We start from the raw sequence: 15,076 nt of genomic DNA on the forward strand, positions 1-15,076 counted from the left end.
TTTTTAAATTTTATTATTTTCTAGTTTCCATTTTACAGAGTTGATACGATAAATATTTACCAACATATCTTTAAATGTAATTGTTTTATCAATTGTCATCCCGTTATTTTCGGCTACTTTTTCAGAATTACTATTTTTAGTATTAATTATTGAAATTAGACTTTTTGAAAAATCATTTTCAAAGGCAAAATCTTTACATTTTTTAGTAGCTTCTGATGCGTATCCTTTTTGTCTATATTTTGGCAAAATCGAATAAGCGATTTCTATTTCTTGTTTTTCTTCAATTTCTCTAACTATAAGTCCACTTTGACCAACTATTTCATTTGTAGTTTTATCTATTATGATATTTGCACCACCTAGATTATTTTCATATCTATCAAAAGTAATATCAAACCAAAATTGACATCTTTCTTCAGGAGTTTTGATTTTGTCTACACCTAAAAATTCACAAATTTCAATATCTTCAAATAATTCAATCCAGATATCAAAATCTTCAATGTTTAGTAATCTGAATTTTAATCTTTCTGTTTCTTGACCTTCAAGTGTATATTTCATTTATTTCAACTCCTTAATAAACGTACAACGTTTCTTGTGATATACAGGATCAAAATGTTTCCATAAATTATGAACTGCGTGATTGTCTTCTAATTCTGGTGTTCGCATGCAAGTTTCAATACCTAATTCTGTAAATGTTTTGTGGTTTTCGTTAAAAATAATTGAAGTTACACCTTTACTTTGGTATTCAGGTAACACGCCAATTAAATAAAACACTGCGGTTTTACTTTTCTTTCGTGCTTGTAATAAGTGATAAAATCCAAATGGAAATAATTTCCCTTTGGCTTTTTGTAAAGCTTCAGCAAAATCGGGCATAACGATACTAAAAGCAACCATTTTATCATCTTTATCCATAATGAATTTTATAAATTCGGGATTGATAAACGAAATGTATTTCTTCTTAAAATATTCAATTTGTATGTCGTTAATTGGTACAAATGATTGTAAAGTTGCATAACTAGAATTAAACAAATCGAACATTTTGTCTACATAAGGCATAATGTCTTTTGTTTTTGTAAAATTCAAATGTGTTAATTCGTATCTTTTTTCAATCATATCTGCTATACGTTGAAAATTGGTCGGATCAATGTTTGAAAAGGGGAATTTACTTTCTAAATATACTTTTTCTTTGGCATAGCCTAATTGTTCAAAATGTGTCGCGTAATAAGGAAAGTTGTACCAAGTAATCATCAAACCTCTTTCGTCGAAACCTTCAATTAAACAACCTACTTTGTCTAGGTTTGAAAATCCCATCGGACCTTCAATGTTTTCTAAATTATGTGCCGCACCAAAAGCGGTAACTTTTTCTAAAAGTGCTTTGGTCACTTCAATATCGTCAATGACATCGAACCAGCCGAAACGTACTTTCTTTTTTCCTAAAATATTGACTTCGTCCCAATTGATAATCGCCACAACACGGCCTACAATTTTATTGTTTTTATAGGCTAAATAAAAATGTGTATCAGCGGTTTGAAATACTGGATTTTTAGTTTTGTCAAAGGTTTCTAATTCTTCCTGAATTAATGGTGGAACCCAGTTTTTATTATCTTTATATAGTTCGAAAGGGAATTTTACAAATTCCTTCATTTCTTTTTTAGAGAAAACTTCTTTTATTTCTATCATTATTCCACTTCGTCTTTTCGTTTCTTTTTATCGGCCTTTTTGTCCATTTTTTTATCCAATTTACTTCTTGTGCCTGGCTTGTCCATTTTTACTTCTTGGTAGTTTTTAGTAAAACGCCAAGTAAACCCAATTCCACCATAGAAAATCCCTGGAGTGTTTTTGATGTTTGTTCCAATTGAAGCATCAAACTGCATGTTTTTTTCATAAAGAAAAGCTGCTCCTAAACGCACAATTCCATCGCTATAGTATTTTCCATTATACCCTTGGTTTTCAACAAATACCGATAAGTTTTGGTTAATTCCTCGAGTTAAAGTTAAGATATAATCAATACTTGCCAAATCAGTTCCTATTTTATTATAAGCAATATTAGTTACTAAAACCGTTCTAGTACCAAAATGATTTTGAGCAATAATCATAGCTTTCGGACTAAAGCTTGGTTCTACAACATCAGGTGGAGCGTAATTAAATAAATTATCTTTTGCTAAATTAAAATTAGCACCAACATATCCGGCTAATGCAGGAATAAATTGTCTCCATTTGAAGCGGTGATTAGCTTTCCAACTGTATAAGTTTGGTTTTTCTACATAATTTTTAAATGGATCGTAAAATAAATATTTCGCGCCTAAAATAGTTTGACGCAAAGCACTTCGGTCTGTAGAATAATCTAGTTGTGTATATTTGTCTTTTTGGTATTGAAGTTCACCAATAATTTCTAATTCTTCTTTGAAAAATCCCCAACGGATTGCTAAGTCGGCATTAAAACCTTTAGCATTATATTGTAAAGTTTCATGATCTTCTTTGATGTAGTTGACTCCAGTTTCTGCTTGAATTACATTTTTACCTACTGAAAACGCCATCATTGATTTACCTGGTCGGTTCGAATTTACTTCGTCTGTAAATTGTGCATTACAAATTACAGATGCAAAAAGTGTTGCGAACAAAAATATATTAGTAGTTGGCTTCATAAGAATTTATTTTAAAACCCAAATGTAAATATTTTATAATAATTTTAAGTATTACATTTGATATATTCCTTATTTTTGACAAAAAAAATACAATTTATGGATACAGCAAGTGTGCCGGGATTTATTAGAACTTTATTCTACATCATTTTGTTTTATTATTTATTTAAGTTCGCAATGAGATTGTTAGCACCATATTTGATGCAAAAAGTCGCGAAAAAAGCAGAAGAACATATAAAGAAACAATTTGAACAACAGCAACAACAATATCAATCACCAACAGAAAACTCACAGGAAGTTCCTAAAAAGGAGAAGAAAGTAGTAGGTGATTATATCGATTACGAAGAAGTTGAATAAAAATTTCCCCCTTTCGGGGAATTTTTTATTTTTGTAGGATATTAACTTAAGAAGTAAAATGAAGAAATTAGAAAAATTTGCGCCACATTTATATGCCATTTTTGGTTTTATAGTAATTGCTGTTATTTATTTTTATCCAGTTTTGTCTGGAAAGCAAATCTTACAATCTGATATTGCGCAATACACAGGTATGGCTAAAGAACAAAACGACTTTAGAAGTGAATACCATGATGAGCCATATTGGACAAATAGTGCGTTTGGTGGTATGCCAACGTATCAATTAGGTGCAAAATATCCTCATAATTACATTAAAAGTTTAGATAGCGCATTACGATTTTTACCTCGTCCTGCGGATTATTTATTCTTATATTTCTTAGGTTTTTACTTATTATTAATGAGCTTAAGAATCAAACCGCTTCAAGCCTTTTTTGGAGCATTAGCTTTTGGTTTTTCTACCTATTTAATTATTATTTTAGGAGTGGGACATAACGCGAAAGCTCATGCAATAGCTTATATTCCTATGATTTTGGCCGGAATTGTTTTCATTTTCAACAAACGATATTTGGTTGGTGGAATTGTAACTATGCTTGCCGCTGGTTTAGAAATTCAAGCGAATCACTTTCAAATGACGTATTATTTCTTGTTTTTATTTGCTTTCGTAATCGGATTTTATATCTACGAAATTATCAAAGAAAAAGACTTCAAACATTTATATAAATCTTTTGTGATTTTAGGTTTAGGTGCCATTTTAGCTATTGGTGCGAATGCCACTAACATATTAGCAACAGCAGAATATGCTAAATATTCAACCAGAAGTAATAGTGAATTATCTTTCGACGAAAACGGTAAAAAGAAAACCGATAATAATGCGATGAGTTATGAATACATTACACAATATAGCTACGGAATTGATGAAAGTTTAAATTTAATTGCACCTAAATTATTTGGAGGTTCAAGTTATGACGATTTAGGCGCGGATTCGGCAATGTATCAATTTATTGTTGGGCAAAATGTTCCAGAAAGTGAAGCTAGAGAATTAGTGAAGCAAATGCCAACATATTGGGGTGATCAAACGAGTGTTGCTGCTCCAGCTTATATTGGAATTGTTGTGTTTTTTCTAGCGGTTTTAGCTTTATTTTTAGAAAAAAGAAGAATTAAATACGCTTTAGTTGCTGGAGCAATTTTCTCAATATTATTATCATATGGTAGAAATTTAGAACCTTTAACGAGATTCTTTATTGATTATGTGCCGATGTACAATAAGTTCAGAGCGGTTTCATCAATTCAAGTTATTTTAGAATTGTGTTTACCCGTTTTAGCCGCTTTAGGTTTAAATGCGTTTATTAATTCGGACGAAGAAGAAAGAAAGAAACCTTTGTTATATACAGGTGCAATTGTTGCTGGACTTTTAATAGTTATTTTATTAGCGAATGGTGTTTTCACTTTTTCTGGTGCAAACGACAAATATTATGCACAACAATACGGACCTGAAGTAATGAAAGTCTTGAAAGAGGATAGAGAAAGTATGTATTTTTCTACTATTTATCGTTCATTAGGATTTTTAGCAGTGGCTTTCGGAATATTATTTTTATACACTAAAAAAACGTTATCACAATTTACAACTGTGGTTTTAGTAGGTTTAGTAATGGTTATCGATTTATTCGTAGTTGCGAAAAACTACGTAAAGGCTGATGATTTTGTTTCAAAAAGTCAAATTGAAAGACCTTTTGGTGAGCCATCTGAAGCGGATACTCGTATTTTAGAAGATACTACTCATTTTAGAGTTTTTGATGTGGACGGACATATGAATAGTGCTAAAGCTTCATTTTATCACCAATCAATTGGTGGATATCACGCAGCTAAGCCTAAAAAAATGCAAGAAATATTCGATTATCAAATTGCGAAAAACAATATTGAAGTCTTGAATATGTTGAATGCTAAATACATTTTACAATCAAATAAAGAAGGAATTCAACAAGCTTTAGAAAACCCGAATGCGAATGGAAATGCTTGGTTTGTTTCGAAAGTTAAAGTGTTAAATTCTGCAGATGAAGAAATGAAAGCTTTAGATAAGTTAAAAACTAAAGATGAAGCTACTTTTATGAAGCCAGCTTTAACTAAAGGTGATTTTAACTTTGAAACAGGTAAAGATTCTACTTCAACTATTGAGTTAATTTCATATAAACCAAATCATTTAAAATATACTTCAAACAATTCTAAAAATGGTTTTGGAGTGTTTTCAGAAATGTATTATGCAAAAGGCTGGAAAGCTACAATTGATGGAAAAGATGCTGAAATTTATAATGTAGATTACGTTTTACGTGGTTTAAAAATTCCAGCAGGAAAACACACCATCGAATTTAAATTCGAACCTCAAGTAGTAAAAACAGGAAGTATGATTTCTTTAATTTCAACAGTTTTAATGCTTTTAGCTATTGGTTTGGGCATTTTTTATTGGAGAAAACAGAATAAGAATCTGGCTGAGATAAAATAATTTTATATAAAACCTGATAGATTTCAAAAAGCTGTCAGGTTTATTTTTCAACATACTATTTTGAGTTCAAACAAAGTTTTAATCATTACTTATTATTGGCCGCCTGCTGGTGGACCAGGTGTGCAACGTTGGTTGAAGTTTGTCAAATATCTTCCCGATTTTGGAGTAGAACCGATTGTTTATATTCCAGAAAATCCGAGTTATCCATTGATTGATGAAAAATTACTTTCTGAAGTTTCTGATGCAACCGTTATTCTGAAAAATAAAATCTTTGAACCTTATGCTTTAGCTTCTTTTTTATCGAAAAATAAGACGAAAAAATTAGGAGCAGGAATTATTACTCAAAAGAAAAAACAATCGTTTATTGAAAAAACAATGCTTTGGATTCGTGGCAACGTTTTCATTCCAGATGCACGTGTTTTTTGGGTAAAACCTTCTGTAAAATATCTTAAAAAATACATTCAAGAAAATAATATTGAAACCATTATAACGACTGGTCCGCCACATAGTTTGCATTTAATTGGTTTAGATTTAAAAAAGCAATTAAACGTCAATTGGATTGCCGATTTTCGTGATCCATGGACCACTATTGGGTATCATAAAGAACTGAAATTATCAAATTGGGCGAGTGCTAAGCATAAAGCTTTGGAAAAAGAAGTGATGAACACTTGTGATACGATTTTAGTGACTTCTCCAACCACAAAAACAGAATTTGAAAGTATTACGAATAAACCAATTGAAGTCATTACAAATGGTTATGATGTGGAGAAAATCGAAAGAAAATCATTAGATGAAAACTTTACGTTAGCACATATCGGTTCGTTTTTATCGGAAAGAAATCCACAAATTTTATGGGAATCTTTATCAGAATTAATTCAAGAAAATGAAGCTTTTGCGAAACATTTTAAGTTGAAATTAATCGGAGCAGTAAGTAAAGAAGTGTTACAATCTATTTCCGAATTTCAACTGGACAATTTTGTACAAAATTTAGGTTATGTTTCACACGAAGAAGCCTTAGTACATCAAAGAAGTTCACAAGTTTTACTGCTGATAGAAATTGATTCTGAAGACACCAAATGTATCATTCCAGGAAAACTATTTGAATACATGGTTTCCGAAAGACCAATCTTAGCCATCGGACCAAAAAACTCCGATTTTGAGAATATCATAAAACAGACAAATACAGGTGTTTTTTATCAATATAATGAGAAAAATGAGCTGAAAAATCAAATTTTAGACTATTTTAATCAATATTTGGACAAATGTCTAAAAGTAAACGCTGTAGGTTTACAACAATTTAGCAGAAAAAGTTTGACTGAAAAGTTGGTTGGAGTTTTGAGGCAAAAGGGATAAGGCAAAAGTAAAAAGTTGAAAATATAAATGTTGAATTTTGAATAACGAATTCTGAATTTTGAAATACATAAAACTGAATACTCAAAACTGAACACTGAATACTAAAAAAATATGGGAATCGTAATTAAACAATCTATTAAAAACACCATCATCACTTTATTAGGTTTTGGAATTGGTGCGGCAAATACGTTGTTTATGTATCCGTATTTTTTGGGGAAAGATTATTTTGGTTTAACAGGATATGTGCTTTCTGCAGCCAATATTTTGTATCCAATTATGTCATTCGGAATACAAAATACACTGATAAAATTCTTCAACGAAAACAATAAAACAGAGAAAGAATTAAATAGTTATATCACTTATATGCTATTTGTTCCGCTGTTTTTCATTACACCTTTAATGTTTTTGTTTTACTTTTTTTACGATGACATTGCACTTTATGAATCTCAAAAAAATAGTTTCATTTATGATTTCGTTTGGATCATTCCAATTATTGGAATTTTCATGGGGTATTTCGAGATTTTCTACGCTTGGTTAAGAGCACATATGAAATCGGTTTTTGGAAGTTTTGTAAAAGAAGTTTTCGTTCGAATTTTAATTACGATTTTACTTTTTGGCGTTTATTTTGAATACATTTCACCAGCAGATTTTATTTATTCTTTGGTTTTAGTGTACGGAATTGGGTTGCTTCTTATTGTTTTCTATGCGAATAAAGTCAAACAAATCAGATTGCATTTCAAAACACCAAAAAACAGTAAAGCTATTTTGACTTTTACGGTTTTCATTATTTTATCTGCAAGTATTGCGAATATGTTGTTAGACATCGATAAATATATGATTAAGCATTATATGAAAATTGACAATATTGCTTATTATTCAGTGGCGATTTTTATTGCGATGGTTATTTCTGTTCCGAGCAGAGCCATGCATCAAATTACGTATCCAATTACTGCTAAATTGATGAGCGAAAACAAATGGCAAGAATTAAACGATTTATATAAAAAATCTTCGATTAGTTTACAGGTTATTGGAGGCTTAATCATGTTGGGTATTTTCGTCAATATTAAAGAGTTATACTTGATGTTGCCAAAAGATTATGCGCAAGGATTATTTGTGGTTTTCACGATTGGTTTTTCAAAATATTTCGATTTAATTTTAGGAAATAACAATGCCATTATTTTCAACTCAAAATATTACAGAGCAGTATTGTTTTTAGGTTTAATGTTAGTGGTTTTAATCGTTTTGTTAAACATGTATTTCATTCCAAATTTCGGATTAAATGGCGCAGCTTTCGCCACCTTAATCTCCATTGGAATGTACAGTTTAGCGAAATTATTATTTGTGGTTTTTAAAATGAAATTATTTCCGTTTACCAAAAATACCATTGTTTCATTTGTTATTACTTTAGCTTTGTTTTTCGGATTTTATTTCTGGGAATTTCCTTTTCATCCAATAATCAATATTGGTTTAAAATCTGTTTTAATTTCTGTTTTATACTTGTCTTTACACTATTATTTCAAAGTTTCTAGCGATATTAATTATGTGATTAGAAATACGGTTGAGAAATTCTTGAAAATTAAGATATGAATAAACTAATCTGTTTTATTTTTCTGATTTTTGTTTTTTCATGTAAAAATATTGATCAATCGAATGAAGATAATATCATCAAAACGGAAACTATAGAAAGTAAATCAGTTAAAATTATCGAACCAAAAAAGGAGAATATTGTTTATAAACCAGATATTGATTGGCAAGAAAACTTTGGATTAACTCACGATATTGATAAAGATTCCATTTGGAAAAAACCCGTAAGATTTTATGTAGATAATCCTAATTGTGATAAAACAGCTATTGGTTTTTATTTTGGAAAATTTAGACCAAGAGATACTCCAGAAACTAGTAAAGTATTACAATTAGCTGTTTCAGACGATACTAATTTAAGACCTTTTTACAGATGGATTTTAAATAAAACGATTGAAATTCAAGATGGTGCTTTAGGAGAATTTACGGGAGTTCCGGCTAGAAAATACACTGAAAAATTTCCAAATGAGTTTTTTGAATATATGGATATTGATCCTTCAGGAGAGAAATATTCAAATTGGTACAATTCTATTTTATATAGTGGATCTTACGAAGATGATGATATTAAAAAATCTGAAGTCATTAGACAGAATTTGATAAAAACTATGAAATCAAATTGTAAAAACTGCAACCAAAAAATGAATAAGAGAATTGAAAAGTTTGCATTAGATTGTTTTCCAGAATCAGAGAAATAAACAAAAAAATCCCGCTTCGCTTTCACGTTACGGGATTCTCTCAATTAATCAACCAACCAACTATAAACTATCTTTTTCTTTCAACAGCATCTTTTTTGATGCCATCGATGTCTTCTTTTCTCATTTTTTCTTTGCTACCATCTTTTTTGTAGTAGTAAAAATCATCATCGTTTCCGTAATCATCATCGTGATAATCACCTCCGCTATAACCAGTAGGGCAAGGGTTGTAAGTGTAACCGTAGTTCATTCCGTTTATATAACCTGTTACTCCAACTATTTGTCCATGATAGTTATAAAACAATCTCATTCCTCCAATTCTTGTTAAAGCAAAACTGTTGTAAGTCATATATACACTACCAATTCTTCTTACTCTTCCGTAATAGTCGTAGTTGACAAAAACATTACCAACACGTCTTACTCTTCCATAATTGTCGTGCTCGATTTTTATTCCTCTAACACCTCTATCTATTGCATTTGTTGCTGGAATGCCACCACGTCTTGCAATATAACTTCCGTTTCCAGTGTTGAAATCGAAATCTCCGTTTGGGAAAACATAAAATGAAATTCCTCTTTCTCTAAACTCTATCGGTTCTGCGTCTCTATAATCAATTGCATAATAATTATTATGTCCGTTATGATTTCCGTTTGGATGACCGTTTCCGTTTCCACGTCTGTCAGTTCTTATTTCTTGTGCAAAAGTTGCGTTTAACATTAATAAAAAACTGGCAACTAAAAATGTAATTTTTCTCATGATTTCTAAATTTTAATTGTTAAACATTTTCGACTTGTTATCGTTAATTAGGTGTTTTCAATTGCTGTGCCAAAGCCCAAATTATAAGTGATAACGATATGATAATGACTTGTTAATGATTTCTAATGCATTGGTATTCATGTCATTGTCTCTTTGTTTTTAAACTTGTCCTTGATTTTTGAACTTGAATTTTGTCATTGCGTTTGAATTTAGTATTTTAGCACAAATCTAAAACCACAATGAAAAAGTCTATAGCCATTTTATTATTATCAGCCAGTCAATTTATTTTTGCACAGTATCCAACAGAATATTTTAGATCACCTTTAGATATTCCCATCAATTTATCAGGAACATTTGGCGAACTCCGCCCGAATCACTTCCATTCCGGTTTAGATATTCGAACCAACAATGTAGAAGGTTTACCTGTTTATGCCTCGGCAGAAGGAATGATTGTTAGAATTAAAGTTTCTGCATTCGGATATGGAAAAGCTATATATATTGCACATCCAAACGGTTACACTACAGTTTACGGCCATCTTCAAAAATTTAGCGATAAAATTGAAGCTTACGTAAAAGAACAGCAATACAAACAAAAAAGTTACGAAGTAGAATTGTATCCAAGTACTTTAAAAGTTACTCAATCTGAAATTATTGCTTTATCAGGAAATTCTGGTGGAAGTGGTGGACCACATTTACATTTTGAATTTAGAGATACGGCTACCGAAAAAATCATCAATCCGATGGCTTTTGGTATGAATAAATTAATCAAAGACGAAATGAATCCTGTAATTTCAAGTCTGATGGTTTATCCTGCAAACGATTCTACATTTGTAAATAAAAGTAGAAACCCAGTTAGTTTATCGTTACAAAAACAAGTTGATGGTTCTTTTTTAGCATCAAAAGTTGTAGCAAATGGGAAAATCGGTTTTGCTCTTAATTCTTATGATTTATCGACTAATAATTACAATAAAAACGGGATTTATAAAGTAGTGAGTTATTTGAACGGTTCTCAAAATTTCAAGTATGAGTTTGATACGTTTGCTTTTGACGAATCGAAACACATCAATTATTTTATAGATTTTTACAGATATAAAAAACTAAATCAACGTTTCCAGAAATTATTTATCAAGGAAAGTTATCCTTTGTCTATAATTAGCGGGAATACTAAAAGTGGTTTTGTTGATATTAAACCCAATGTGAATTATACCTACAAAATTGAAGTTTTCGATTTTCACGGCAATAAAACCGTTGTAAATATTCCAATTACTTATGAAAATGAAGTAAATCCAACACCTGTAACTTCAAAAGGAAACTTTTACATCAAAACTAAATCCGATTATAATTTCGAATTTGAAAAAACAGCTGTTTATATTCCTGTAAATGCCTTGTATGAAAATGCATATTTGAATATCAGCGAAAAAGATAGTGTCCTAGATATTGCAAACAATTACGAAGCTATTGAAAACGGATTAACCATAACTTTAGATATGTCACATTTATCTGAAGATGAACAGAAAAAAGCCTTTGTAGGAACAGTTTTAGGCTTAAAATTAGAATACAATTCATCTTTCAGAAAAGCAAATAAAGTTTCTGCAAAAGTAAAAGCATTCGGGAAATACAAAGTCGGATTTGATAATGTAGCTCCACGAATTTACAATCCGAACTTCATTGAAGGTAGCAATATTTCTAAATTATCTACGTTAAGTGTTTCTATCAGTGATGCAATTTCTGGAATTGATACGTACAACGCCTATTTAAATGGCGAATGGATTTTAATGGAATACGATTACAAAACGAAAAAACTGGTTCATAATTTAAAAGATGGAAAAGTGATTTCAGGAAAAAACGATATTAAAATTGTGGTTACAGACAAATTAGATAATACAGCCACATTTTCATCCAATTTTATTTATTAATTATGAGCTTGAATATAAAGTCAATTCGATTTATCTTATTTTTTGTTTTAATTTCTTCATTTTCTTTCGCTCAAAAGGCCAGAATTAAAGGAATTGTATTGAATGAAAGTAATCAACCTATAGAAAATGTTTCGGTAAGTTCACCAACTTCAAATACTGTTACGAATAATAATGGTTTCTATATTTTAGAAATTGATGCAAATACTGAAGTTACTATTACATATTCTCAAAATAACTTCAAAAAATCGACTTACAAAGTAAAGTTAAAACCGAATGAAGATTTTGAATGGAATCCGATTTTAGGAACAATAACAGAAACTATTGAAACTGTTGTTATTACAGGTAAAAACAGAAAAATAAACGGAGCAACCGCTGTTTCACCTGTTTTATTAAGAAGAATTCCTGGAGGAAATGCTGGTGTAGAAAATTTAATTAAAACTTTACCAGGTGTGTATTCTAATAACGAATTGAGTACTTCGTATGCCGTTCGTGGTGGAAATTACGATGAGAATTTAGTTTATGTTAATGAAATTGAAGTCTATCGTCCGTTTTTAGTTCGTTCTGGACAACAAGAAGGTTTGAGTTTTACAAATACCGATTTAGTTCAAAATATCGATTTTTATGCTGGAGGATTTCAAGCGAAATATGGCGATAAATTGTCTTCTGTTTTAGATATCGCTTATAGAAATCCAAAAGCGTTTCACGCTGGTTTAGAAGCGAGTTTAATGGGCGGAAGTATTTTTGCTGAGGGTGTTTCTAAAAATCAAAAATGGAGTAATATTACAGGTATTCGTTACAGAAACAATTCACTTTTAGTAAAAAGTCAGGAAACAGAAACCAATTATAAACCTTCGTTTTTAGATGTGCAATCGATGTTTAATTTCAATTTAAACACCAAATGGAATTTTAGCTTCCTAGGAAATATTGCTCAGAATAATTACAAATACCAACCTACAACTCGTCAAACGAATTTTGGAACAGTTAGTGAGCCAATTGCTTTGTTAATTGATTACGAAGGACAAGAAAAAGATAAATACACTACGTTTTTTGGTGCGATAAAATCAGTTTATGAGCCAAATAAAAACAACAAATACAGATATATTTCTTCCGCTTATCATACGGTGGAACAAGAATATTACGATATTTTAGCACAATATCGTTTAGGTGAAGTTGATGCCAATATTGGTTCGGAAACTTTTGGAGATGTTATTTTTTCTCGTGGAATTGGTTCGCAATTGAATCATGCCAGAAATAATTTGGATGCCTTAATCGTAACTAACGAGTTAAAAGGAAATCATAAATTAAATGATAATAATGGAATTGAGTGGAGTTTTAAACACAATTTTGAAAACATTAGAGATAGAGTAGTAGAGTGGGAAGTAGTTGACTCCGCTGGCTTTTCATTACCAAATCCTTTATTAGAGTATGTAAATGACCAACCATATAATCCATATTACGGACCTTTAGCGCCTTACCAAAATGTTAGAGCTAAAAATAATACCACAATTAATCGTTTCAGTGCCTATTTAAATTGGAATCACGAAGGAAATCTTGGCGAGCATACGTATTATGTGAATGCGGGTGTTCGTGGACAAAGTTGGATGGTTTCAAATAATGGTATTTCTGGTGACAATCAGTTAACTTTTTCGCCAAGAGCACAATTTATTTTAAAACCGAAATGGGAAAAAGAAATGATTTTCCGTTTTTCGGTCGGAGTGTACAATCAGCCGCCATTTTACAGAGAATTACGTGCTAATGATGGAAGTGTGAATCCAAACGTAAAAGATCAAAAATCGATACACTTTGTTTTAGGTCACGATTATAGTTTTAAAATGTGGGAAAGACCATTTAAGTTAGTAAGCGAAGCATATTACAAAACTATGAACGATGTAAATACGTATACAATTGACAATGTGCGTATTCGTTACCGAGCAAATAATGATGCTACAGCTTATGTTTACGGAATTGATGGTCGTTTAAATGGAGAATTTGTTCCTGGAGTAGAATCTTGGTTTACATTCGGATATTTAAAAACAGAAGAAAATCAAAATGGAAGAGGAAATATCGCTCGTCCAACGGATCAACGTTTAAAATTTGCTATCTTATTTCAAGATTATATGCCAAACATTCCAAGTTTAAAAATGTATTTGAATTTGGTGTACAATACTGGTTTACCAGGAGGTTCGCCAGCTTATGCGGATGCTTATGATTATCAAATGCGTTTGAACGATTATCGTAGAGCTGATGCCGGATTTTCATATGTTTTTAAAGATGCAAAGTTAGGCGCTCACAGAAAATGGTTAGCTAATTTTACTGAGATGTCTTTAGGTTTTGAAATCTATAATATGTTTAATAATCAAAACTCAATTACGAATACTTGGGTTCGCGATGTGTACACGAAAACACAATATGGAGTTCCAAATTATTTAACTACAAGAACGTTTAATTTGAAATTGAGTATGAGAATTTAATTTCAAATTACTATATTTGATAGACAAACTAATGAACATGAAAAATTTTATATATATCCTTTTAGCTTCTAGTGTGATGATTTTTTCTTGTCAAGAAGAAAAAGCCAAGCCAAAGGTGAAATACACCGAAAAAGAAGCTAAATCGCCAGAAAAAGACACTACAAAGTTAGAAGTAGCCGATTTGCCTATTCAATTTGTGGGTTCCAATGTTTTAGTTTATACAATAGGAAACTTGACACTTGGAGATATTAATAAAAAAGGAAGTTACGAAACAACTTCATATGAAGGTGTAGCGGGATTTAATGTCTCTAATTCGATGGAAAACGAAATTACGGGTTATTTACAAAACTTAAAATTCCAAACGATTGGAACAGATTCACTTCATGTTTTAACAGATAAAGTGATGCTTATTGAACGTGTTTCGTTTATTAAAAATAACAAAATGCTAGTTTATATTTTGGCTGATGCTGATACGAATCAAGATGGTGTAATTGATTCTAATGATATTAAATCGTTATATACAAGTACAGAATTAGGTAAAAACTTCACAAAAATTTCTACAGATTTACAAGAATTAGTAGATTGGAAACATATCGAATCGACTGGTAAAATATATTTCAGAACTATTGAAGATGCTAATAAAAATGGTGAATTCGATAAGAAAGACAAAATTCATTATCATTTCTTAAACTTAAAAGATAGTAAGGTTTCGGAATATTTTCCACTATAGAAGATTTTTTTGTCATTCCGAACTTGTTTCGGAATCTATTATAGTTTAGATGCTGAAATCAAAGATTCAACGAAGTTAAACGAGTTCAG

General features: G+C 30.7%; 12 protein-coding genes. 8 read left to right on the forward strand and 4 right to left on the reverse strand.

Going from position 1 to position 15,076, the window contains the following annotated elements; genetic code table 11:
• Positions 1 to 3: 3 nt before the first annotated feature.
• The 3 genes from BMX42_RS13180 to BMX42_RS13190 are packed head-to-tail and all read right to left on the reverse strand — an operon-like array spanning position 4 to position 2,642.
• Positions 4 to 555, reverse strand: coding sequence for a GNAT family N-acetyltransferase (locus BMX42_RS13180; RefSeq protein ID WP_091315391.1), 552 nt, complete (start codon positions 553 to 555; stop codon positions 4 to 6).
• The gene (locus BMX42_RS13185; protein ID WP_091315396.1) at positions 556 to 1,677 is read right to left on the reverse strand and encodes a GTP cyclohydrolase; all 1,122 of its coding nucleotides are present in this window, start codon (positions 1,675 to 1,677) and stop codon (positions 556 to 558) included.
• Positions 1,677 to 2,642 (reverse strand): transporter, encoded by a 966-nt coding sequence (locus tag BMX42_RS13190; RefSeq protein WP_091315399.1) that lies wholly within the window; start codon positions 2,640 to 2,642, stop codon positions 1,677 to 1,679. Before BMX42_RS13190 ends, BMX42_RS13185 begins: the two co-directional genes overlap by 1 nt.
• Before the next feature lie 96 nt (positions 2,643 to 2,738).
• Here BMX42_RS13190 and BMX42_RS13195 point away from each other — a divergent pair, with 96 nt between their 5' ends.
• The 5 genes from BMX42_RS13195 to BMX42_RS13215 all read left to right on the forward strand — a co-directional run bounded on the left by BMX42_RS13195 (position 2,739) and on the right by BMX42_RS13215 (position 9,119).
• Positions 2,739 to 2,996: a hypothetical protein gene (locus BMX42_RS13195; RefSeq protein ID WP_091315402.1), complete on the forward strand. Its 258-nt coding sequence runs from the start codon at positions 2,739 to 2,741 to the stop codon at positions 2,994 to 2,996.
• 58 nt (positions 2,997 to 3,054) lie between these two features.
• Entirely contained in the window at positions 3,055 to 5,490 is a 2,436-nt protein-coding gene (locus tag BMX42_RS13200) for a YfhO family protein (RefSeq protein ID WP_091315405.1), read from the forward strand.
• A 60-nt stretch (positions 5,491 to 5,550) separates the two neighbouring features.
• Entirely contained in the window at positions 5,551 to 6,843 is a 1,293-nt protein-coding gene (locus BMX42_RS13205) for a glycosyltransferase family 4 protein (protein ID WP_091315408.1), read from the forward strand.
• Between the two features lie 111 nt (positions 6,844 to 6,954).
• A complete protein-coding gene (locus tag BMX42_RS13210; protein ID WP_091315412.1) occupies positions 6,955 to 8,430 on the forward strand; it encodes a lipopolysaccharide biosynthesis protein in 1,476 nt (491 codons plus the stop codon).
• On the forward strand, positions 8,427 to 9,119 hold the full coding sequence (locus BMX42_RS13215) for a hypothetical protein (RefSeq protein WP_091315416.1): 693 nt from the start codon (positions 8,427 to 8,429) through the stop codon (positions 9,117 to 9,119). Before BMX42_RS13210 ends, BMX42_RS13215 begins: the two co-directional genes overlap by 4 nt.
• A gap of 67 nt (positions 9,120 to 9,186) precedes the next feature.
• Here the strand turns inward: BMX42_RS13215 and BMX42_RS13220 are convergent, their stop codons facing one another.
• Positions 9,187 to 9,870, reverse strand: a complete 684-nt coding sequence (locus BMX42_RS13220) for a hypothetical protein (RefSeq protein ID WP_091315419.1) — start codon at positions 9,868 to 9,870, stop codon at positions 9,187 to 9,189.
• A 239-nt stretch (positions 9,871 to 10,109) separates the two neighbouring features.
• On the opposite strand from BMX42_RS13220, the gene BMX42_RS13225 reads away from it, so the two are divergent.
• From BMX42_RS13225 to BMX42_RS13235, 3 genes are read left to right on the forward strand one after another with little or no spacing between them, the layout of a single operon-like run.
• Positions 10,110 to 11,786, forward strand: a complete 1,677-nt coding sequence (locus BMX42_RS13225) for a M23 family metallopeptidase (RefSeq protein WP_091315421.1) — start codon at positions 10,110 to 10,112, stop codon at positions 11,784 to 11,786.
• Positions 11,787 to 11,788: 2 nt separating this feature from the next.
• Positions 11,789 to 14,257, forward strand: coding sequence for a TonB-dependent receptor (locus BMX42_RS13230; protein WP_091315424.1), 2,469 nt, complete (start codon positions 11,789 to 11,791; stop codon positions 14,255 to 14,257).
• Positions 14,258 to 14,294: 37 nt separating this feature from the next.
• Positions 14,295 to 14,987, forward strand: coding sequence for a hypothetical protein (locus BMX42_RS13235; RefSeq protein WP_091315427.1), 693 nt, complete (start codon positions 14,295 to 14,297; stop codon positions 14,985 to 14,987).
• Positions 14,988 to 15,076 lie beyond the last annotated feature (89 nt).

The sequence above is a fragment of the Flavobacterium terrigena genome (genome assembly GCF_900108955.1).
In the GTDB taxonomy this organism is placed as follows: Bacteria; Bacteroidota; Bacteroidia; order Flavobacteriales; family Flavobacteriaceae; genus Flavobacterium; species Flavobacterium terrigena.